Origin of the sequence: Microlunatus antarcticus (genome assembly GCF_014193425.1) — a bacterium.
Classification (GTDB): Bacteria; Actinomycetota; Actinomycetes; order Propionibacteriales; family Propionibacteriaceae; genus Microlunatus; species Microlunatus antarcticus.
Genome location: NZ_JACHZG010000001.1, coordinates 3,566,192 through 3,586,493, shown reverse-complemented (window position 1 = coordinate 3,586,493; position 20,302 = coordinate 3,566,192). Strand labels below are relative to the sequence as shown.

Here is a 20,302-nt window from a genome sequence, read left to right as displayed (position 1 = left end):
GTCCGGCGGATGCTGGACCTCGAAAGAATCGTGACCGACCCGCCCGAGGCGGAGCGGTGACGACGACGGCGCCCACCCCGGCAGCGGTGGGCAAGGTCGGCGAGGCCCGACGCCCGCGGTCCCGGCGCGAGCCGGGGTCGTGGGGCGCCGTCGTCTACCTGGTCCCCGCGCTGGTCGTGTTCGTCGCGTTCTTCTTCTTCCCGCTCGGGCGCTCGATCTACCTCTCGTTCCAGCGCAGCGACCTCTTCGGCCGTCCGCGCGGCTTCGTCGGGGTGGAGCACTACACCGACCTCTTCACCGACCCCGGCTTCGGCAAGACGCTCCTGGTGACCCTCGGTTTCACGCTGCTCACGGTGATCCCGAGCATCCTCATCGGGCTGGTGCTCGCCCTCGCCCTGCAGGAGCGGATCCGGGCGGTGCGCTTCTTCCGCACGGCTTTCGCACTGCCCTTCGCCTTCTCCGTGGCCACGGCCGCGGTCGTCTTCGGCGTGATGCTCAACCCCGCGACCGGCGTGGTCAACGGCCTGCTCTCGTACGTCGGCGTCGCTCCCGTCGGCTGGCTGACCGAGCCGTCGACCGCGCTGCTCGCCGTCGCGGCGACGTCGGTGTGGATGCAGGTCGGCTACAACCTGCTCGTCCTGTCCGCCGGGCTCGGCGCCGTGCCGGACGACGTGCTCGAGGCCGCCCGGCTCGACGGGGCCTCGGGGCTGCGGCTGCAGACCGGGGTGGTCCTGCCGCTGATCAGCCCGCAGCTGTTCTTCCTCGCCGTCACCGGAACGGTCCAGGCGCTGCAGAGCTTCGGCCAGATCCACATCCTGACCCGCGGGGGACCCGACCGCTCGACGCAGACGCTCGTCTACTCGATCTACGACGTGGCGTTCGCCAACAACAACTCGAACTTCGGCGCCGGCTCGGCCCAGGCGATCGTCCTGCTGGTCGTGGTGCTGGCGATCACCGCGTTCCAGTTCGGGTTCCTCCAGCGGAAGGTGTTCTACTCCTGATGGCCACCGCGACCTCCCCGGCCCCGACCGCCGCGCGGCCACCCGCCGCCCGCCGTCCCACGTCCGCCCGGCACCGCTCCGGCGGCGGCCGCGTCCTCAACTACGTGCTGCTCGGCGTGCTCTTCCTGGTCCTGCTCTTCCCGGTCTACTACGGCCTGGTCGGCAGCTTCATGAGCCCGAGCGACATCAACACCTTCCCGCCCCGGCTCTGGCCGGTCAGCGGCTTCGTCGCCGAGAACTACGCCAACGCCCTCGAGGTCATCCCGCTCGCCCGCCAGTACCTGAACTCGGCCGCCGTGGCCGTGCTCGTCGTGGTCGGGCAGCTGGTCACCAGCGTCCTGGCCGCGTACGCGCTGGTCTTCCTGCGGATCCGCGGCCGGCGCTTCTGGTTCGCGCTGCTGCTGAGCACGATGATGATCCCCTGGGAGGCGATCATCATCCCGAACTACCTGGCCATGGCCGAGCTCGGGCTGATCAACACCGTCGCCGCCCTCGCGCTGCCCTACCTCGCGGCCGGCTTCGGGGTGTTCCTGCTGCGGCAGGCGTTCCTCACCTTCCCGATGGAGCTGCGCGACGCCGCCCGCGTCGACGGGGTCGGCAGCTTCGGCTTCCTCTGGCGGATCCTCGTGCCGCTGACCCGCCCGACGATCGCCGCGCTGGGGGTGTGGTCGTTCCTGTCCGCCTGGAACATGTACTTCTGGCCGCTGCTGATCACCCAGGCGCCGGAGAACCAGACGATCCAGATCGGCATCGCCCAGCTCCAGTCCGTGGACGCGAACGACCCCGGCATGGTGCTCGCCGGCGTCGTGCTCGCGCTGCTGCCCACGCTGGCCCTGGTGCTCTTCGGCCAGCGCTTCATCGTCCGCGGGCTCACGGCGGGGTCAGGCCGGTGAGCGCCGTGCGCGTGCCGGTCGTCCGCCGGCTGCTCGCCGCGCTCGGCGTCCTGCTCCTCGTCGTCGTCGCGGGCTGCGGCGCCGGTCGTCCCGAGGGCAACCTCGACGTCCCGGCCGCGGACGCGGTGGACACGGCGACCGGCGTCACGACGGTCACCTTCTGGCACTCGATGGACGCCGGCAACGGCGTCGCGCTGAACGCGCTCGTGGACAAGTTCAACGCCGCCCACGCCGGCAAGATCGTCGTCAAGCCGATCTTCCAGGGCGACTACGACACCGCCATCACCAAGTACAAGGCGTCGGTGCAGTCGAGCACGACGCCGTCGGTCATCCAGATCTACGACATCGGCACGCAGTTCATGGTCGACTCCGGCGAGGTGGTGCCGGTCGCGGGCTTCGCGCAGCGCGACGGCTACGACCTCGGCGCCATCCAGAAGAACATCGCCGGTACGTACACGGTCGGCGGCACCCAGTGGTCGATGCCGCTGAACAGCTCCGTCCCGCTGCTCTACTACAACAAGACGGCCTTCGCCGCGGCCGGCCTCGACCCCGACAAGCCGCCGCAGAACCTCGCCGAGATCCGCGCCGCCGCGGAGAAGCTGAGCAAGGTCAACGGCGGGCCGGTCGCGTACGGGTTCGGCGCGGCGATCTACGGGTGGTTCCTCGAGCAGTTCGCGGCGACCAACGGCGAGGCGTTCTGCAACGCCGACAACGGCCGTACGGGGCAGCGCGTCACCGCGGCGAACATGGCCTCGCCGACCATCACCGAGGCCGTCGAGTGGTGGCAGAAGATGGTCGCGGACGGGCTGGCCGTGAACACGGGCCGCGTGTCGAAGGACGCGCAGGACGCGTTCAAGGCGGGCCAGACGGCGATGACGCTGGAGTCCACCGGCCAGGTGAAGGGCTTCACGACTGCGGCGAAGGGCAAGTTCGAGCTCGGCGCCGCGGCGTACCCGGTGGTGTCGGGGACCGTGAAGCCCGGTAACGGCCCCTCGATCGGCGGCGGCAGCCTGTGGATCTCCGGCCCCGGGCACAGCGAGGCCGAGAAGGAGGCCTCGTGGCAGCTGGCGAAGTTCCTGGCCCAGCCGGACTCCCAGGCCGAGTGGCACACGCAGACCGGCTACTTCCCGCTGACCGACAAGGCCCTGGACGAGCCCGTGGACAAGGAGTTCGTCGCGGCGAACCCGCTGTTCCAGGTCGCCATCGACTCGCTCGACAAGACCGAGGTGTCGCCGGCCACGACGGGCTGCGCCGCCGGTCCCATGCCGCAGATGCGCAAGGCGCTGGAGGAGGGCCTGGAACGTGCGCTCATCGGCAAGGACCCGAAGACCTCCCTGGTGACGGTCCAGGAAAACGTGGCGGAGTCGGTCGCCAGCTACAACGAGTCGGTCGGCGGCTCCTGACCGCAGGCCGGCAGGGCTGCGCCAAGAAGCGCAGCACTACTGACCTTTTCGACGTGATCGCGAGGGGGAGGTAGGGAGTTGGCCGACTGGAGTGCCCTGAGTCAGTACCTGCGCAGCGCGGGTCCGACTGTCGTCCTTGGCTGGTCCGAGCTGAACGACATAGTGGGGGGCCTGCCCGCGAGTGCCACCGACCACCGAGCGTGGTGGTCGGGTGACAGACCCCACGTACGAGCCTGGAAAGAAGCAGGATTCACGAGAGCCGAGACCAAAGTCGGAGAGTCGGTCACCTTCGTGAGAGTCGGCGAGGCGGTCGAGACGTCCACGGCTGCCGGTGACTCGAGCGAGCAGCGGCGGGTCGAGATGCTGATGCTGACGCTGCTGCAGCAGAAGCTCGGCATCACGCTTGCGCCACGTCGCCTGCACTCGCCGGACGGCGCGTTCATCGATGTGGACGGCGTCGCAACGAACAACTCCGTGCTGGTCGAGTGCTGGGCTCACCAAGGAACGGCCAAGGTGGCGCAGAAGTACAAGCTCGTCAACGACGCTGCCAAACTGCAGTGGGCTGCTACGTGGCTCTCGCCACGTCCTGCAGGTCTGTTCCTCTGCGTCAGCGACGAGGCCGCCGTCAAGCACCTCCGCGGTACCTCCTGGCAAGGGGCCGCGATCCGGCAGATGGGCGTGTGCCTCGAGGTCGTGCAGCTTCAGGACGATGACGTCCTCGCCCTGGTCGAGGCGCAGAGGCGTCAGTTCCGCTGACCCTTCTCACGACCGGGAACGGTACGCATTGAACCTCCTCCAACTGCGCGCAAAGCGATGTCCTCGCCACCTCCTGGCAACGATTTACGCGGTGGGAAGCAGAGGTCGATCAGACGAGGAGGTCGACGACCTCGGACCAGCTCTCGACGACGGCGGTGACTCCGACGTTGAGCAGCAGCCGCCGTCGCTCCTCGCGCTCGGCGGGCTGCACGAACTGCAGGTTCCCCAGCGTCGGGATGCCGGCCGCTACGGCCGAGGTGGCGCCGGTGCCGGAGTCCTCCACCGCCACGGCCTCCGCGGGCGCCAGCCCCAGGACGTGGAGCGCGTAGCGGTAGATCGCGGGGTCGGGCTTGCTCGTCGGCACCGCGAGCGAGTCCTCGGCGCTGAAGCGCCGCTCGGGCGGGAACCAGCCCGCCATCCCGGTCACCTCGAAGCAGGCGGCGATCCGCGCGTCCGCGCTCGAGCTGACCGCGGCGATGCCGTGGTGCTCGGCGAGCGTGGCCAGGGGACCCAGGACGTCCGGGTCGGGACGGAGCTCCTGGCTCAGGTACGCCGTCACGGCGTCCTTCTCCACCTGGACCCAGTGCTCGAGCTCGTCGGGACCGATGGCCGGCAGGCCGTGCTCGCGGGCCAGCGTGGCCAGGACGAGGCGATAGCTCATGCCGGTCGCGGCCAGCCGGAGCTCCTCGGCCCCGTACCGGCGGTCGACGCCGTGCTCGGCGAGGTAGCGGTTGATCACCTGGCTCGACGCGACGAAGGCCGGCTCCTCGCTCGGGAAGAGGTTGCCGTCGGCGTCGCAGAGGACGGTCCGGACCTCGCGGAGCCGGTCGACCGCGGGGGTGGGGACCACGTCGGGGATCCTAGGCTCTCGCGTCAGTCGCTCGCCGCGCCCTCGTAGTCGACGATCTCGTCGACGTTGGCCTTCGAGTGGCTGCTGGGGTCGAAGGCGTACCCGAGCCACTCCTTCGCCAGCCGACGGGCGAGCTCGAGACCGATGACGCGCTCGCCCATGGTCAGGATCTGGCAGTCGTTGGACAGGATCGAGCGCTCGACGCTGAACGAGTCGTGGGCGACCGTCGCGCGGATGCCCTTGACCTTGTTCGCGGCGATGGAGACGCCGATGCCGGTGCCGCAGACGAGGATCGCCCGGTCGGCCTCGCCGGCCATGATCTTGGTCGCGGCGGCGATGGCCACGGACGGGTAGGTGCCCGCCTTCGGGTCGCTCTCGTTCACGCCCAGGTCCTCGACGCTCGCGACCCGCGGGTCCTGACGCGCGTCGGCCAGGATCGCGTCCTTGTAGTGGTAGCCGGCGCTGTCGCCGCCGAGCAGCAGACGGATGCCGTCAGCCATGGTGAGCCTCTCTTCGTGCGGTGCTGTGGATCAGGAGGTGGGTCAGGACGGGTCGGGTGCGTCGGCGAGGACGCCGCCGATCGCCGTGGCGATCAGCGCGAGGGAGACCGCGCCGGGGTCGGGGGTGCCGACGCTACGTTCGGCGAGCGGCCGGGCGCGACCGATCTTGGGGACGAGCGCGGCCGTGGCGTCGGCGGCCTCGGTCGCCGCGACCGCGGCGTCCCGCCAGGCCTGCGCGAGCGGCGTGCCGCCGTCGACGGCTCCGACGAGGGCGTCGACGAAGGGGAACAGCGCGTCCAGCATCGTCTTGTCCCCGAGCGAGGCCTTGCTGAACTCCTGCAGCCGCGTCGCCGAGCTCTGCACCGCGTGCGCGACGCCCTCGTCGGTCACGCGGTCGACGTCGCCGAGCTGCTGGCCGACGCCGTCGAGCAGCAGCCCCCAGAGGATGCCGCTGGTCCCGCCGGCCTTGTCGCCGAAGGCCGCGCTCGCGGCGGCCAGCACGGTCTGCACGCCGCCCCCGGCCTCGCCCGAGGCGTCCGCCGCCTCGGTCGCGGCCTTCGCCCCGCGGGACATGCCGATGCCGTGGTCGCCGTCGCCGGCGATGGCGTCGAGACGGCCCAGCTCGTCCTTGTGCTCCTCGACCGTCGCGCTGAGCACGGCGACCGCGCGCCGGGCGACCTCGGCCGCGGCGCGGGAGTCCTCGCTCGACTCGGCGACCGGGGTCTCGAGCGTCTCCTCGGTGACCTCGAGGTGCCGGGTGAAGCGCTCGCTGGTCGTGGCCGCACCGCGGCGGTAGGCGGGGGTGTCGGCCGGCGCGGTCCAGTAGCCCTCGAGCTCGTCGTCCAGCCAGGTGACCGAGAGCGAGCAGCCGGCCATGTCGAGGCTGGTCACGAGCTCCCCGACCTCGGGCTGCACCAGCGTGACGCCGGCCTGCTCGAGCAGGGGGGCGATGGAGGCGAAGAGGACGAAGAGCTCCTCGTACTTGGTGGCGCCCAGACCGTTGACGAGGACGGCCGCGCGTCCGTCGGCGGACTCGGGGCGCTCCGCGAGCACCGTCTCCACCAGCCGCGCCGCGAGGGCGGGGGCGGGCATCCAGGCGTCGGAGGTGATGCCGGGCTCGCCGTGGATGCCGAGGCCGAAGTCCATCTGGCCGGGCTCGACGTGGAACAGCGGCTCGTCCGCGCCCGGCATCGTGCAGCCGTCGAAGGCCACGCCGAAGGAGTACGTCGCGGCGTTGGCCTTGGCCATGACGCGCTCGACGCCGTCGAGGTCGAGCCCGGCCTCGGCGGCCGCGCCGGCGACCTTGTAGACGGTGAACGTGCCCGCGATCCCCCGCCGCTTCTCCTGCTCGTCGAGCGAGGCGGAGGCGATGTCGTCGGTGACCCAGACGATCCGGACGTCGATGCCCTCGGCCTCGAGCCGGTCGGCGGCGACCTTGAAGTTGAGCCGGTCGCCGGCGTAGTTGCCGAAGCCCATGACCACCCCGGCGCCGCCGTGGGCCGCCTTGCAGATCCGGTAGACCTGCTCGGCCGACGGGGAGGCGAACAGGTCGCCGAGCACCGCGCCGTCGGCGAACCCGGTCCCGACCGTGCCGCTGTACGAGGGGTAGTGGCCCGAGCCGCCGCCGAGGACGAGGCTGACCTTGCCCTCGAGCGGCCCGCCCGCCCGCACGAAGCCGGAGGAGCCGGGGACGCGCTGGACGTAGGTCGGGTAGGCGGCGGCGAAACCGACCAGGACGTCGTCCTTGAAGGCGGCGGGGTCGTCGTAGACGTGGGTCATGCGGATCTCCTGGGGCGGCGGTGCACGGAGCGGGTTGGGGCGGGAGGTCCCGAGCCGGTGGCCCGGGACCTCCCGCTCGGACTAGCTGCTCAGCTGGAAGTTGTTCACCTGAGCGGCGTTGTCCTTGTTGATCAGGGTGCAGTCCAGCGCCTGCTTCTCGTCGGGCACCCCCGTCTGACCGTTCTTGATGACGCCGTCGAGCTCGGTGATGGCCTTGTTCGTGCCCTCCACGATGGGCTGGAGGACCGTGGCGACCATCTCGCCCTTCTTCACCGCGTCGACCGCGTCCTGGTTGCCGTCGAAGCCCAGCACCTTGACCTGGTCGAGCTTGCCCTTCTCCTTGAGCGCGTTGATCGCGCCCAGCGCCATCTCGTCGTTGCCGGCGACGACACCCTTGACGTCAGGGTTCTTGCTGAGCAGCGACTCCATCTTCTCCTGGCCCGTCTGGCGGTCCCAGTTCGCGATCTCCAGGCCGACCTTCTTCAGGTCGGGGTACTGCGAGATGACCGACTTGTAGCCGTCGGAGCGGACCTGCGCGTTGTTGTCGCTCGGCTTGCCGAAGAGCTCGACGTAGGTGCCCTTGTAGTCCATCGCCTCGGCCCACGCCTCGGCACCGAGGCCGGCGCCCTGCGCGTTGTTCGACACGATCTGCGCCTTGGCCAGACCGGTCTTGGAGATCTCGGCGTTGATGAGCACGACCGGGATCTTGGCGTCCACGGCCTTCTGCACGGCGGCGACGCTCTCGTCGGCGCCGGCCGGGTCGAGCAGGATGCCCGCGACCTTGTCGTTGATGGCGGTCTCGATCAGCTGGTTCTGGGTCTCGGGGTCGTTGTTGTTGGCCGAGACCGTGGCCTTGTAGCCGAGCTTCTCCACCGCGGCCTGGGCCGTGTCGGCCTCCGCCTTCCAGTACGGGTTGCTCGGGTCGACGGTGATGATCGCGATGGTGCCGCCCGCGGGGGCGCCACCCCCCGCGCTGGCGGAGGCGGCGGGCTGGGCGTCGCCGCCACCGCCGCAGGCGGCGAGGGTGACCATGAGGGCGGCGGCGGTCAGCAGGGGACCGCTCCGGCGGAGGTTGAACATCGATGTTCCTTTCGGTGGCGTGCAGGTGGGGTGGTGGTTGGACGGGGTGGTGCGGGGGAGGTTCAGCCGGCCTTGGCGCCGGTGCCCTGGCGGACCGCGGCGACGGCTCGCCGGGCGTTGCGGCGCCGGCCGATGATCTGCTGGATCTGGTCGACGGCGACGGCGAGGATGATCACCGCGCCGGTGATGACCTTCTGCCAGAAGGGCGAGACGCCGACGATGACGAGACCGTTGGCGAGGAAGCCGATGACGAAGGCGCCGATGATCGTGCCGCGCACGGTGCCGCGGCCGCCGGAGAGCGCGGCCCCGCCGATGACGACGGCGGCGATCGCGTTCAGCTCGTAGTAGGTGCCGAGGTCGGCGGTGGAGGAGCTGATGTTGGCCATCTGCAGGATCCCGACCACGCCGGCGCACAGCCCGGACAGGACGTAGATCCGCGTGCGGATCCGCTTGACCGGCACGCCGGAGAGCTGGGCGGCGCGCTCGTTGCTGCCGGTCGCGTACAGCCAGCGGCCGAACGGCGTCCGGGTCAGCACGATCGAGAAGACGACGGCGAAGAGGATCATCACCCAGGCCGAGATCGGCAGCCCGAGCGGGCGGCTCGCGAAGACCGTGAAGAAGCCGGTGTTGTTCAGGTAGGGCTGGCCGCTGAGCTCGTTGGTGATGTTCTGGCCGTTGAGCAGCACCTCCGTGAGGCCACGGGCGACGTAGAGCATGCCGAGCGTCGTGATGAACGGGGCGAGGTTCAGCCGGGCGATCAACAACCCGTTCACCCAGCCCACGAGCATGCCGACCGCGACCGACAGGACGACGATCACCCACACCTGCGGGAACATGATCGCCTCGGTCAGGGGCAGGTTCAGCCCCCGGAACAGCGTGCCCGCGACGGCGGCCGTGAGCCCCACGGTCGAGCCGACCGAGAGGTCGATGCCCCCGTTCAGGATGACGAGCAGCATGCCCAGCGCGACGATGGCGTTGAAGGCGACCTGCTTGGTGATCGTCGTCAGGTTGCCGGCGGTGAGGTAGTTGTCGCTCAGCACGGCGAAGATCGCGATGATGATCAGCAGGGCGATCAGGGCGCGACCCTCGACGAGGACCGAGTTGAGGTTGAACGACCGCCCGGCCTTCGTCCCGGCCGGGCCGGGACCGGCGGCCTGCGGTGCAGGCGCGGTGCTCGTGGTGGTCATGACGCTCCGTTTCGGTCGACGTTGACGTGGGTGGGGGAGGGGTCCTCGACGGGCTCGTGCTCGCCGGAGGCCGCCATCACCTCGTCCCGGGTGCAGGTGCGGGGGTCGAGCTCGCGGACGAAGCGCCCTCGGCTCATGACGATCAGGCGGTGCGAGGCGGTGAGGGCCTCGCCGACCTCGGAGGTGACGTAGAGGACGGCCAGGCCCTTCTGGGCCTCGCGGAACAGCAGCGAGAAGATCTCGCCCTTGGCCCCGACGTCGATGCCGCGGGTGGGCTCGTCGAGCAGCAGCACCTTGGGGGCGGTCAGCAGCATCTTGCCGATGACGACCTTCTGCTGGTTGCCGCCGGACAGCGAGGTGATCAGCGCGTTCGGCCCGGAGGTCTTGACCCGGACCTCGGCGATCTCCTTCTCGATGTTCGCCCGCTCCGGGCGGCGCTGGATGAAGAGGTTCTTGACCGTCGACAGCAGGCTCGCGAGCGACATGTTCGCGCCGACGCTCATCATCTGCACGAGCCCGTCCCGCTGCCGGTCCTCGGGCACCAGACCGAGGCCGAGGGCGATCCGGTCCTTGACGCTGGTGGTGCCGAGGTCCGTCCCGTCGAGCAGGATCCGCCCGCCGGAGATCGGGTCGCGGCCGGCGATGGCCTCCATCAGCTCGGTCCGGCCGGCGCCCATCAGGCCGTAGAGGCAGACGATCTCGCCCTGCCGCACGTCGAGGGAGACGTCGTTGACCGCCACCCGACCGGTGTCGAGCTCGGCGACGGTGACGTTCTGGACGGAGAGGGCAACCTCGCCGAACTCGCGCGGCGCGTCGCGGAAGTCGTAGTCGGCCTCGCGCCCCACCATCTGGCGTACGACCCAGGGCAGGTCGATGTTCGCGGCCTCCTCGGTCGCCACCAGCTCGCCGTCGCGGAACACGACGGCGTGGTCGGCGATCTCGATCGCCTCCTCCAGGTGGTGGGAGATGTAGACGATCGCCACCCCCTGGCTGGTCAGCTCGCGGATGACCTTGAAGAGAACCTCGACCTCGTTCGCGCTCAGCGCCGAGGTCGGCTCGTCCATGATCAGGATTCGCGTGTCGGTCTGCAGGGCACGCGCGATCTCGACGATCTGCTGCTGGCCGACCCGCAGGTCCTGCACGAGGGTCGTGGGTCGGATCGGCTCCTCGAGCCGCTCCATCAGGCCGCGGGTGATCTCGTTCTCCCGGGCGTAGTCGATCCCCCCGGTGCGCGAGCGCAGCTCGCGGCCGATGAAGACGTTGTCGCGCACGCTGAGGTTGGAGCAGAGGTTCAGCTCCTGGTGGATGATCGAGATCCCGCGGTCGACCGCGTCGCTCGTCGAGACGAGGTCGACCGGTTCGCCGTCGAGCTCGAGCTGGCCGCCTGTCGGCTTCTCGACGCCCGACAGGATCTTCATCAGCGTCGACTTGCCGGCGCCGTTCTCCCCGAACAGCACGGTGACCTGACCGCGGCGGACCTCGAAGTTCACGCCCTTGAGCGCGCGGGTCACCCCGTACGTCTTGCTGATGTCGATCGCGCGCAGCACGACCTCGCCGGTGGGACGGTCCGCCACGGCGGTAGCCCGGGCGTTCCCGGCGTCGCTCATCAGGAGGCCTCGATGGTGAGCGGCTGCACGTTGACCGGCTTGGCCCGCGGCACGGGGCCGCCGCCGGTGGAGGTCACGCTCACGACGCCGACGACCGTCACCTTCTTGCCCTGCAGCGACGCGGGGTCGGGCACCGAGGACTGCAGGTCGGCGAGCATGAGCTTCTTGATCTCGTCGGACACGTACTGGTACTGCGTCTGGCCGGGGGCGTCGGCGAACTTGAAGCCCATGGCGTCGCGCAGGACGCTGCCGTTCACGGCGGTGGTCAGCGGGACCAGGACGACCGTCTGGTTCGGCACCCCGTCCACCTGCAGCCGCAGCGAGGCGTCGCTGGCCTCGACGACCGTGCCCGTCGCCTTGACGTCGAAGACGTAGGAGTTCTCGCTCGGCGACACGGCCTTGTAGGTGTCGGCGGCGCTACGGGGGTCCGACTGGAAGGCCGGGACGACCTTCCCGAGGTCGGCCGCCTCGCCGGGGATCGTCGTCTTGGCCCGGCCGTAGAGGTCCTCGGCGGTCGCGACCGGGTCGAAGGGCTTCGGCGCGATCGTGGCCAGCTCGGCCGGGGTGAGGAACTTGGTGCTCAGCGCCATCGCGACGACCAGGGCGACGAGGGCGACGACCCCGACGATCCGGGCCGGCGAGAGCCGGCGGGACGAGGTGGCGGTCTTGACCGTGGCCATCAACGGCTCCTGGGCTGGTGGGTGGAAGAGAGCTCGTCCCGGCGGTCGACCGCCCGGCCGCCGAGGGACAGCAGCGCGGTGAAACCGGCGGCGGTCCACGCGGCGCGGCCGACGAAGAGCCCGTCGAGGTCGAGGTCGAGCAGGTCGGTGGCGTTCTCGGTGGTCACGCTGCCGCCGTAGAGGAGCGCACGGAGCCGGACGCCGGGTGCCAGGTCGGCGACGGCCCCGCGGATCGCGTCCAGGACACCGACGACGTCGGCGGGCTCGGCGGCCCGGCCGCCCTCCCCGATCGCCCAGACCGGCTCGTACGCGACGACGACCCGGGACACGTCGTCCGGGTCGACGTCGGCGAGGGCGCTGCGGACCTGGTCGGCGACGTACGCGTCGGCCCGGCCGGCGGACCGTACGGACCAGGGCTCGCCGACGCAGAGCACGGGGACGAGACCCGCGTCGAGGGCGGCGGCCACCTTGGCCGCGACCATCTCGTCGGTCTCGCCGAGCAGGCCGCGGCGTTCGGAGTGACCGATCTCGACGACCTGCGCCCCGGCGTCGCGCACCTGGGTCATCGAGACCTCACCGGTCATCGGACCGTCCGGACCCCAGTGGGCGTTCTGCACGCCCACCAGCACGGGCGAACCCGTCGGAAGAGCGTCCAGGACGACGTGCAGCGACGTGAGCGGCGGCAGCAGGAAGGCCTGGACGCCTTCCGGGACGACGGTGTGGCCGAGCTCCTCGACGTACGCCCGCGACTCGGCGAGGGTCTTGGTCATCTTCCAGCTGGTGCCCAGCCACAGGGGTCGAGGCTCGGTCCTCGCGTGGAGGACGGTCACGGGATCAGCGTGACCTTGATGGATTCCTTGCCGCTGGCGACGAGGTCGAGGCCTTTCTGGAAGTCGGCGAGGGGGAGCTGGTGGGTGCAGATCTCGTCCATGGGCAGCACGCCGGACTCGATGAGGCGGATGGCGGCGGGCCAGCAGTGGGGGCCGAGGTGGGCGCCGAGGACGTCGAGCTCTTTGTCGTCGCTGATGATCGACCAGTCGACGCTGACGTCGCTGCCGAAGACGCTGTACTCGACGTAGCGGCCGAGCTTGCGGAGCAGGTTGAGGCCCTGGCCGACGGCTGAGGGGTGGCCGGTGGACTCGATGTAGACGTCGGCGCCGTAGCCGCCGGTGAGCTCTTTCACGCGGGCGACGGCGTCTTCGCGGCCGATGTTGATGGTGAGGTCGGCGCCGGTGCGGGCGGCGATGGCGAGCTTGTTGTCGTCGAGGTCGAGGGCGATGACCAGGCGGGGGTTCTTGGCCTTGCTGCCGGCGATCATGCCGAGCCCGATGGGGCCGCAGCCGGCGACGACGACGACGTCGTCGAAGGTGAGGCGGGCGCGTTCGACGCCGTGCAGGGCGCAGGAGAGCGGTTCGGCGAAGGCGGCGTGGGCGGGGGGGATGTCGGCGCTGACCTTGTGCACGAGGCTGTCGGTGGTGAAGACCATGTAGGAGGCCATGGCGCCGGGGGTGGCGCGCTTGAAGCCGTACATGTCGTGGCGGGCGCACATGTGGTAGGCGCCGTCGAGGCAGTAGCGACACGTCCAGTCGGGCACGATCTGCTCGGCGACGACGCGGTCGCCGACCGTGATGTCCCAGTGCGCGGCGGCTTCGTCGTCGAGCTCGACGACGCGGCCGGTGAACTCGTGGCCGGGGATGACCTCGGTCTCGGCCCAGGCTGGGCGGTTGGCGTCGCCCCAGAACTTGGCGGCGCCGTGGTAGCACTTCAGGTCGCTGGCGCAGATGCCGACGGCCTCGACCTTGACGAGGACCTCGCCGGGTCCGCGGGTGGGGACGGGGACCTGTTCGAGGCGGTAGTCCTCGGGTCCGTGGTTGACCACGGCCTGCATCGTGGTCGGGACTTCGGTGGACGCCCGGGTGGTGGTGACGTCCGCGCTCGTGTCGAGGGCCATCGACGAGCCTCTCTGCTCGGGATCTGGGGCGGTCCAGGTCGTAGACCTGCCGCTCGGTGGTGCGACGGACACGCTAGCGGCCGGCTGGACATATGTCCAGCACGAATGTTCTGGCCGGTTCTTGGCCTGCACACCCGTTCAGGGCGACGGGCTGCTGCGATACTTCCCGCATGGCGGCGGCACCGCGACCCGAGACGGCGTCGGGCTACCGGGTGGGTGGCACGGACGGCAGCCGCTTCGACCCGTCGATGCTCTACGCCGTCGCGAAGCTCTACTACCTCGAGGACGCGACGCAGGCCGAGGTCGCGGCGCAGCTGGGGACGAGCCGGGCGACGGTGTCGCGGCTCCTGTCCGAGGCCCGGCGTCAGGGGATCGTCAAGATCCAGGTGATCGCCCCCGAGGAGTCGGGGGCCGACAACCTCGCCGCGCGGCTGGCGACGGCGTTGGGGCTCACCTCGGTCGAGCTGTCCGCACCCTTCCCCGCCACCGGCCCGGGCGCCGCCGACGTGCTGGGCAGCGTCCTCGCCCCCGCGGTGGGTCGGGCGCTCGACAGCGTCGGGCTGAGCCCGGGCGACGTCCTGCTGGTCTCGTCGGGCCGGACCGTCTACGAGGTCGCCCGCTACGAGCTCCCACGCCTGCCCGGCGTGGTCGTCGCCCCCACCGTCGGCGGCACCGACCAGCCCGAGGCCTGGTACCAGACCAACGAGATCACCCGGCTCGTCGCCGAGCGGATCGGCGGGCGGGCGATGTACCTCTTCGCCCCCGCGCTGCCCGGCCCCGAGCTCTACGAGACCCTCCAGCACGACCCGACGATCCAGCGAGTCCTGCACCTGTGGCCGCACGCGCGCTGCGTCCTGACGGGGATCGGAGCGCCCCCGCTGCTGCGCGCCCAGGCCCCGCAGTTCATCGACACCTCGTCGGCGGGGCTGGTCGAGGCCATCGGCGACATCTGCTCGCGGTTCTTCTCGCGGTCCGGGGCGCCCGTCACCTTCCCGGGCAGCGAGCGGCTCATCGCGCTGGACCTCGAGACCCTCAAGCAGGTGCCGGTCGTCATCGCCGTCGCCTCCGGTGCGGACAAGGTCGCCCCCCTGATCGCGGCGGCCCGCGCGGGCTTCTTCGACCACCTGGTGACCGACCCGCAGACCGCACGGCTCGTGCTGGACCGGATGTGAACCTGTCGGCCCCGAGAGAGCCCGCCGGACCTCTCCTGCTGGGCATCGACCTGGGCACGGCGAGCAGCAAGGGCGTGCTCACCACCGCGGACGGCCTCGTGGTCGCCACCGCCGTCCGCGACCGCCCGCGGTCCATGAGCCGGCCGCGGCCGACCTGGGCCGAGGTCGACGCCGACGCGGTCTGGTGGGCCGACGTGGTCTCTCTCAGCCGAGAGCTGGTCGCGGCTGCGGGCGGCCGCATCGCCGCGGTCTGCGTCAGCGGGGTGGGCCCCTGCCTGGTCCTCTGCGACGAGGACGACCGTCCGGTGCGCCCCGCCATCCTCTACGGCATCGACATGCGGGCGCAGGTCGAGATCGAGGAGCTGACGGACGAGCTGGGCCGTGAACAGATTCTCCAGCGGTGCGGCAAGACCCTGTCCAGCCAGGCCGTCGGACCCAAGCTGGAGTGGGTGGCGAAGCACGAGCCCGAGGCCTTCGGCCGTGCCCGCCGGTGGTTCGGGTCGAGCTCCTACCTCGTGCGCCGGCTCACCGGGGAGTACGTGCAGGACCACCACACCGCGAGCCAGTGCGACCCGCTGTACGACGTGCACGCGCTGGGCTGGGCGCAGCCGTGGGCCGACCGGGTCGTGCGTCACCTGGAGCTGCCGCGTCTCGCCTGGCCGTCGGAGGTCGTGGGGACCGTGACGGCCGCGGCAGCGGCCGAGACCGGTCTGCCGGTCGGCACGCCGGTCAGCGCCGGGACCGTCGACGCCTGGGCCGAGTCCTTCAGCGCAGGGGTGCGTGCCCCCGGCGACCTGATGATCATGTACGGGTCGACCCTGTTCCTCGTCCAGACGCTGGAGCGGCCCCAGGCCGACCCGGTGCTGTGGACGACGACCGGCATCGACCCCGGCTCGTACACGCTGGCGGCGGGCATGGCCACGGCCGGCCTCCTCACCGCCTGGGTCCGGGACCTCGTGGGAGCGCCGGACTTCGCCACGCTCGCCCGGGAGGCGGCCGCGGCGCCGGCCGGCTCCGACGGTCTGCTCGTGCTGCCCTACTTCGCCGGCGAGCGCACGCCGGTCTTCGACCCCCGGGCCCGCGGTGTCGTGGCCGGCCTCACCCTCGACCACACGCGGGCGCACCTGGCCCGCGCGGTCTACGAGGGCGTCGCGTACGGGGTCCGCCAGATCCTCGAGCTGCTCGGCGCGGGCGTGGCACGGGTCCGCCGCGTCGTCGCCGTCGGCGGGGGCACGCAGAGCCGCCTCTGGCCGCAGATCGTGAGCGACGTGACCGGTCAGGTGCAGTCCGTGCCCGCCGTGACGATCGGTGCGAGCCACGGGAGCGCCCTGATGGCGGCGATCGGCGTCGGGCTGGTGCCGCCGGACACCAGCTGGGCGACCGAGGCCACCGCGGTGGTCCCCGACCCGAGCCTCCGGTCCACGTACGACGAGCTCTACGCCGCGTACCTCGAGCTCTACCCGGCGGTGAAGCCCGTGCTGGGCACGCTGTCCCGGATCCAGGAACGTTCAGCGGAGGCCGGCCGCGCATCCTGACTGCGCACTCCCGCACCTGGAGTGCGGCGTGTGGGGTGCGGAACTGCGCACCTACGTACTCCGCCGCCCTTGAACGGCACGAGGCCCGCCACCCCGGAAGGGGTGACGGGCCTCGAGGCCTACGGGTGCTGGATCACACGTCGTAGTAGAGCTCGAACTCGTGGGGCGTCGGGCGGAGCCGGATGGCGTCGATCTCGGTGCGCTTCAGCTCGACCCAGGTCTCGATCAGGTCGGGGGTGAAGACGTCGCCGCCCAGCAGGAACTCGTGGTCGGCCTCGAGGGTGTCGAGGACGCCGCCGAGGCTGTCGGGGACCGTGGGAACGTTCGCGTGCTCCTCGGGCGGCAGCTCGTAGAGGTCCTTGTCGACCGGGGCCAGCGGCTCGGTCTTGTTCTGGATGCCGTCGATGCCGGCCATGAGGATCGCCGCGAACGCGAGGTACGGGTTCGACGACGGGTCCGGGCACCGGAACTCGACGCGCTTGGCCTTCGGGTTGGAGCCCGTGATCGGGATCCGCATCGCGGCCGAGCGGTTGCGCGAGCTGTAGACCAGGTTCACCGGCGCCTCGAAGCCCGGCACCAGGCGGTGGTACGAGTTGACGCTCGGGTTGGTGAAGGCGAGCAGCGACGGCGCGTGCTTGAGCACGCCGCCGATGTACCAGCGGGCGAGGTCCGAGAGACCGCCGTAGCCGGCCTCGTCGTAGAACAGGGGCGTGCCCTCGTTCCAGATGGAGCTGTGCACGTGCATGCCGGAACCGTTGTCGCCGAAGATCGGCTTCGGCATGAAGGTGGCGGTCTTGCCCGCGGCCCACGCCGTGTTCTTGATGATGTACTTGAACTTCTGCACGTCGTCGCCCGCGGCGAGCATCGTGTTGAAGCGGTAGTTGATCTCCGCCTGCCCCGCGGTGCCGACCTCGTGGTGGGCACGCTCCACGATCAGGCCGGAGCCCTCGAGGTGCTTGGTCATGTCGTCGCGCAGGTCGGCGAAGTGGTCGACCGGCGGGACCGGGAAGTAGCCGCCCTTGTACTTGACCTTGTAGCCGCGGTTGCCGCCCTCCTCGACGCGCCCGGTGTTCCAGGCGCCGGCGACGGAGTCGATCGAGTAGTAGCCGGTGTTCTGCTTCGTCTCGAAGCGCACGTCGTCGAAGACGTAGAACTCGGCCTCGGGCGCGAAGAACGCGGTGTCGCCGATGCCCGTGGAGGCCAGGAAGTTCTCCGCCTTGCGCGCGATGTTGCGCGGGTCGCGGCTGTAGGGCTCCTTGGTCAACGGGTCGTGCACGAAGAAGTTCAGCGCAAGGGTCTTGGCCTTGCGGAACGGGTCGATGAACGCCGTCGTCGGGTCGGGCAGCAGCGCCATGTCCGACTCGTGGATCTTCTGGAACCCACGGATGGAGGAGCCGTCGAAGGCCAGGCCGTCGCTGAAGACGGCCTCGTCGAACGACCCGGCGGGCACCGTGAAGTGCTGCATCTGGCCAGGCAGGTCGCAGAACCGGATGTCGACGATCTCGACGCCCTCGTTCTTGATGTAGGCCAACAGGTCGTCGGCGCCTTGGAACATCTGTCCTCCGGTGGGTAGGCGTGCGGTGCGAGATACGGCCGTGCGTGCGCAGGGGTGCCGCAGGGCACGACCGTAACGTCCTCGGTATCCGAACGTAGGGAGACCCGGTTGCGTCCGGGTTTCCGCGACGTTCCGCGCGCGTAACGCCACCTCACACGAGGTCGCGGGTCGTCGTTCACGAGGGTCGGGCGGAGCGCCCGCGTACGCTCGACGTGTGGCTGAGCAGGCCGCCGGTACGGCCGGCGAGAGCGACTACCCGGGCGAGCGCGTCGGCCTGCCGCAGGCGGGGCCGGGATCGCTGGCCAGCTGGGGGAGCCGCATCGCGGCGCTGATCGTCGACTGGGTGATCTGCACCGTCGTGGCCGTCCTCCTCTTCGGGACCCGGGTCGTCACCGGTCAGGGCTGGACCAGCTGGATGACGCTGTCCGTGTTCTTCGTCGAGACGACGGTCCTCTGCGTCCTGGCCGGGGGGAGCGCGGGCCAGCTGATCTGCCGCCTCGCCGTGGGCCGCGTCGACCGCACCCAGCTCGGCCTCGTGCGCTCGGCGCTGCGGGCGGCGATGGTCTGCGTGGTCCTGCCGGCCGTCGTGATCGGCACCGACCGACGGGGTCTGCACGACCTGGCCGCCGGCACGGTCGTCGTCAACCGGCGCTGACGATCCTCGTCGTAACAATTCAGGACGTGCACGTGCAGTGCACTTGAAAGCGAGTAGACCAGGTGCCATCCTGGTCTCATGGTTAACGTCACCGTAACATTCGACCCCGACGACGCGGCCGACCTGAGCAAGGCCCGCGCCGTCCTCGACCGTCTCTCGGCTGCCTCCGACGCCGCGACGACCGACCCCGAGGCCATCCACCAGAAGGTGATCGCGCTGCTCCGGGGTTACGGCCACAACCGCGTGGAGTACATCCGCGCGGTCGCCAAGGCGGCTCCCGGCCGTGCCCGCTACGAGGACCTCGTCGCGATCGTCGGCTCGTCCAAGGCGCTCGGCGGCACGCACTCCTCGATCGAGCGCGCCTGGCGCGCGAAGGGGATGCCCGGCCCGTTCGTCGAGACCGACGACGTCGGCGACGCGTCGATGGACATGAAGCTGGCCGACATCGTCCTCTACGCCCTGCACGAGGTCGAGGAGCCCGACCCCCTCGTCGCCGCCCGCTACTGACCCGCACGACCAGCACCGAGCTCGGGGCCGACAGCGTCGTCCGCCCCTGACCCCGGGAGGACAGCGTCGTCCGCCCTGGCACCGCGAAGGCCCGCCACCCCTGAGGGGTGACGGGCCTTCGTGCTGGAGCCGACGGCCCCTGGAGCTCGCCGAACGCTCCTGAGCCTGTCGAAGGGTTAGAAGCCCGCCTCCGCCAGTGCGCTGCAGCAGGTGTCGATGATCATGCCGGTGACCAGGTAGGGGTCCATGTTGGCGTTGGGCCGACGGTCCTCGAGCCAGCCTTTCTTGGCCTTCTCGACGGCCCAGGGGATGCGGACCGAGGCGCCGCGGTCCGAGGCACCCCAGCTGAACTCCTTGAAGCTCGCCGTCTCGTGCGCACCGGTCAGGCGGTCCTCGATGCCGGCCCCGTACGCAAGGACGTGCGCCTCGGCGTTCTTGCCCAGGGCCTCGCACGCCACGACGATCGCGTCGTAGCCGTCCATCGTCGCCTTGGTCGAGAAGTTCGTGTGCGCGCCGGCGCCGTTCCAGTCACCCTTCATCGGCTTCGCGTCGAAGCTGACGGTGACGTCGTAGTCCTCGGCGATGCGGTGCAGCAGCCAGCGGGCGATCCACATCTGGTCGCCGATCATGGGCGCGTTGAGCACCCCGATCTGGAACTCCCACTGCGCCATCATGACCTCGGCGTTGGTGCCCTCGATCGCGAGGCCGGCGTCCAGGCAGGCCTGCGTGTGGCGCTCGATGATGTCGCGGCCGACCATCTTCTCGCCGCCGACGCCGCAGTAGTACGGGCCCTGCGGGGCGGGGTAGCCGTTCTCGGGCCAGCCGAGCGGACGCCCGGCCTGCATGAACGTGTACTCCTGCTCGATGCCGAACATCGGGTTCTGGTCGGCGTACTTCTCCGCCGCCGCCACGGAGGCTGCCCGCGTGTTCGTGGGGTGCGGGGTGAAGTCGGTCAGCTGGACCTCGCACATGACGAGGATGTTGTCGCGGCCGCGCAGCGGGTCCGGCACCGTGTAGACCGGCTGGAGCACGCAGTCGGAGTTGGCGCCTGGAGCCTGGTTGGTGCTCGACCCGTCGAAGCCCCAGATGTCGGGCTCCTTGCCGTCGGCCACGATGCGCGTCTTGCTCCGCATGATCGGCGACGGCTTCGTGCCGTCGATCCAGATGTACTCCGCCTGATACGGCATCCCG

19 protein-coding genes and 1 pseudogene are annotated in these 20,302 nt (G+C 70.7%); 9 read left to right on the top strand and 11 right to left on the bottom strand.

Translation table 11 applies throughout. From position 1 onward, the window contains the following. The first annotated feature begins 56 nt into the window (after positions 1–56). The 5 genes and pseudogenes from FHX39_RS16810 to FHX39_RS16795 all read left to right on the top strand — a co-directional run bounded on the left by FHX39_RS16810 (position 57) and on the right by FHX39_RS16795 (position 4,053). Positions 57–1,001 (top strand): carbohydrate ABC transporter permease, encoded by a 945-nt coding sequence (locus FHX39_RS16810; RefSeq protein ID WP_332836888.1) that lies wholly within the window; start codon positions 57–59, stop codon positions 999–1,001. Next, on the top strand, positions 1,001–1,894 hold the full coding sequence (locus tag FHX39_RS16805; protein WP_183340302.1) for a carbohydrate ABC transporter permease: 894 nt from the start codon (positions 1,001–1,003) through the stop codon (positions 1,892–1,894). The genes FHX39_RS16810 and FHX39_RS16805 overlap by 1 nt, the downstream gene beginning before the upstream one ends. Then, positions 1,891–3,297 (top strand): ABC transporter substrate-binding protein, encoded by a 1,407-nt coding sequence (locus FHX39_RS16800; RefSeq protein ID WP_183340300.1) that lies wholly within the window; start codon positions 1,891–1,893, stop codon positions 3,295–3,297. Before FHX39_RS16805 ends, FHX39_RS16800 begins: the two co-directional genes overlap by 4 nt. A gap of 78 nt (positions 3,298–3,375) precedes the next feature. Then, positions 3,376–3,585 (top strand): annotated as a pseudogene (locus tag FHX39_RS22475) (DUF7662 domain-containing protein); the annotation flags it as partial. Positions 3,586–3,588: 3 nt separating this feature from the next. Further along, on the top strand, positions 3,589–4,053 hold the full coding sequence (locus FHX39_RS16795; RefSeq protein ID WP_183340298.1) for a hypothetical protein: 465 nt from the start codon (positions 3,589–3,591) through the stop codon (positions 4,051–4,053). A gap of 109 nt (positions 4,054–4,162) precedes the next feature. On the opposite strand, the gene FHX39_RS16790 is transcribed toward FHX39_RS16795, so the two are convergent. From FHX39_RS16790 to FHX39_RS16750, 9 genes are all read right to left on the bottom strand, one after another. Continuing rightward, positions 4,163–4,903 (bottom strand): HAD family hydrolase, encoded by a 741-nt coding sequence (locus FHX39_RS16790; protein ID WP_198423447.1) that lies wholly within the window; start codon positions 4,901–4,903, stop codon positions 4,163–4,165. A 23-nt stretch (positions 4,904–4,926) separates the two neighbouring features. Beyond that, positions 4,927–5,403: a ribose-5-phosphate isomerase gene (locus tag FHX39_RS16785; protein ID WP_183340296.1), complete on the bottom strand. Its 477-nt coding sequence runs from the start codon at positions 5,401–5,403 to the stop codon at positions 4,927–4,929. Between the two features lie 42 nt (positions 5,404–5,445). Then, complete coding sequence (locus FHX39_RS16780) at positions 5,446–7,182, bottom strand: dihydroxyacetone kinase family protein (protein WP_183340294.1); 1,737 nt, start codon at positions 7,180–7,182, stop codon at positions 5,446–5,448. 81 nt (positions 7,183–7,263) lie between these two features. Continuing rightward, complete coding sequence (locus tag FHX39_RS16775) at positions 7,264–8,262, bottom strand: D-ribose ABC transporter substrate-binding protein (RefSeq protein ID WP_198423446.1); 999 nt, start codon at positions 8,260–8,262, stop codon at positions 7,264–7,266. 62 nt (positions 8,263–8,324) lie between these two features. Further along, positions 8,325–9,449: an ABC transporter permease gene (locus tag FHX39_RS16770; RefSeq protein WP_183340292.1), complete on the bottom strand. Its 1,125-nt coding sequence runs from the start codon at positions 9,447–9,449 to the stop codon at positions 8,325–8,327. After that, entirely contained in the window at positions 9,446–11,056 is a 1,611-nt protein-coding gene (locus FHX39_RS16765; RefSeq protein WP_183340290.1) for a sugar ABC transporter ATP-binding protein, read from the bottom strand. Before FHX39_RS16765 ends, FHX39_RS16770 begins: the two co-directional genes overlap by 4 nt. Beyond that, positions 11,056–11,736, bottom strand: coding sequence for a DUF2291 family protein (locus FHX39_RS16760; RefSeq protein WP_183340288.1), 681 nt, complete (start codon positions 11,734–11,736; stop codon positions 11,056–11,058). The genes FHX39_RS16765 and FHX39_RS16760 overlap by 1 nt, the downstream gene beginning before the upstream one ends. Further along, positions 11,736–12,566 carry a triose-phosphate isomerase family protein gene (locus FHX39_RS16755; RefSeq protein WP_332836887.1) on the bottom strand — a complete coding sequence of 277 codons (831 nt, stop codon included), beginning with the start codon at positions 12,564–12,566 and terminating at the stop codon, positions 11,736–11,738. Before FHX39_RS16755 ends, FHX39_RS16760 begins: the two co-directional genes overlap by 1 nt. Continuing rightward, the gene (locus FHX39_RS16750; RefSeq protein ID WP_232530648.1) at positions 12,563–13,687 is read right to left on the bottom strand and encodes an alcohol dehydrogenase catalytic domain-containing protein; all 1,125 of its coding nucleotides are present in this window, start codon (positions 13,685–13,687) and stop codon (positions 12,563–12,565) included. Before FHX39_RS16750 ends, FHX39_RS16755 begins: the two co-directional genes overlap by 4 nt. 170 nt (positions 13,688–13,857) lie before the next feature. Here FHX39_RS16750 and FHX39_RS16745 point away from each other — a divergent pair, with 170 nt between their 5' ends. After that, on the top strand, positions 13,858–14,859 hold the full coding sequence (locus FHX39_RS16745) for a sugar-binding transcriptional regulator (protein ID WP_183340286.1): 1,002 nt from the start codon (positions 13,858–13,860) through the stop codon (positions 14,857–14,859). Beyond that, complete coding sequence (locus FHX39_RS16740; protein ID WP_198423445.1) at positions 14,856–16,394, top strand: FGGY-family carbohydrate kinase; 1,539 nt, start codon at positions 14,856–14,858, stop codon at positions 16,392–16,394. Before FHX39_RS16745 ends, FHX39_RS16740 begins: the two co-directional genes overlap by 4 nt. 133 nt (positions 16,395–16,527) lie before the next feature. On the opposite strand, the gene glnA is transcribed toward FHX39_RS16740, so the two are convergent. Next, on the bottom strand, positions 16,528–17,949 hold the full coding sequence (gene glnA / locus FHX39_RS16735) for a type I glutamate--ammonia ligase (RefSeq protein WP_183340284.1): 1,422 nt from the start codon (positions 17,947–17,949) through the stop codon (positions 16,528–16,530). A 214-nt stretch (positions 17,950–18,163) separates the two neighbouring features. Here glnA and FHX39_RS16730 point away from each other — a divergent pair, with 214 nt between their 5' ends. Continuing rightward, a complete protein-coding gene (locus tag FHX39_RS16730) occupies positions 18,164–18,604 on the top strand; it encodes an RDD family protein (protein WP_183340282.1) in 441 nt (146 codons plus the stop codon). Between the two features lie 78 nt (positions 18,605–18,682). Next, positions 18,683–19,111 carry a hypothetical protein gene (locus FHX39_RS16725; protein ID WP_183340279.1) on the top strand — a complete coding sequence of 143 codons (429 nt, stop codon included), beginning with the start codon at positions 18,683–18,685 and terminating at the stop codon, positions 19,109–19,111. A gap of 176 nt (positions 19,112–19,287) precedes the next feature. Here the strand turns inward: FHX39_RS16725 and glnII are convergent, their stop codons facing one another. Further along, on the bottom strand, positions 19,288–20,298 hold the full coding sequence (gene glnII, locus FHX39_RS16720; protein ID WP_183340277.1) for a glutamine synthetase GlnII: 1,011 nt from the start codon (positions 20,296–20,298) through the stop codon (positions 19,288–19,290). Between the last annotated feature and the right edge of the window lie 4 nt (positions 20,299–20,302).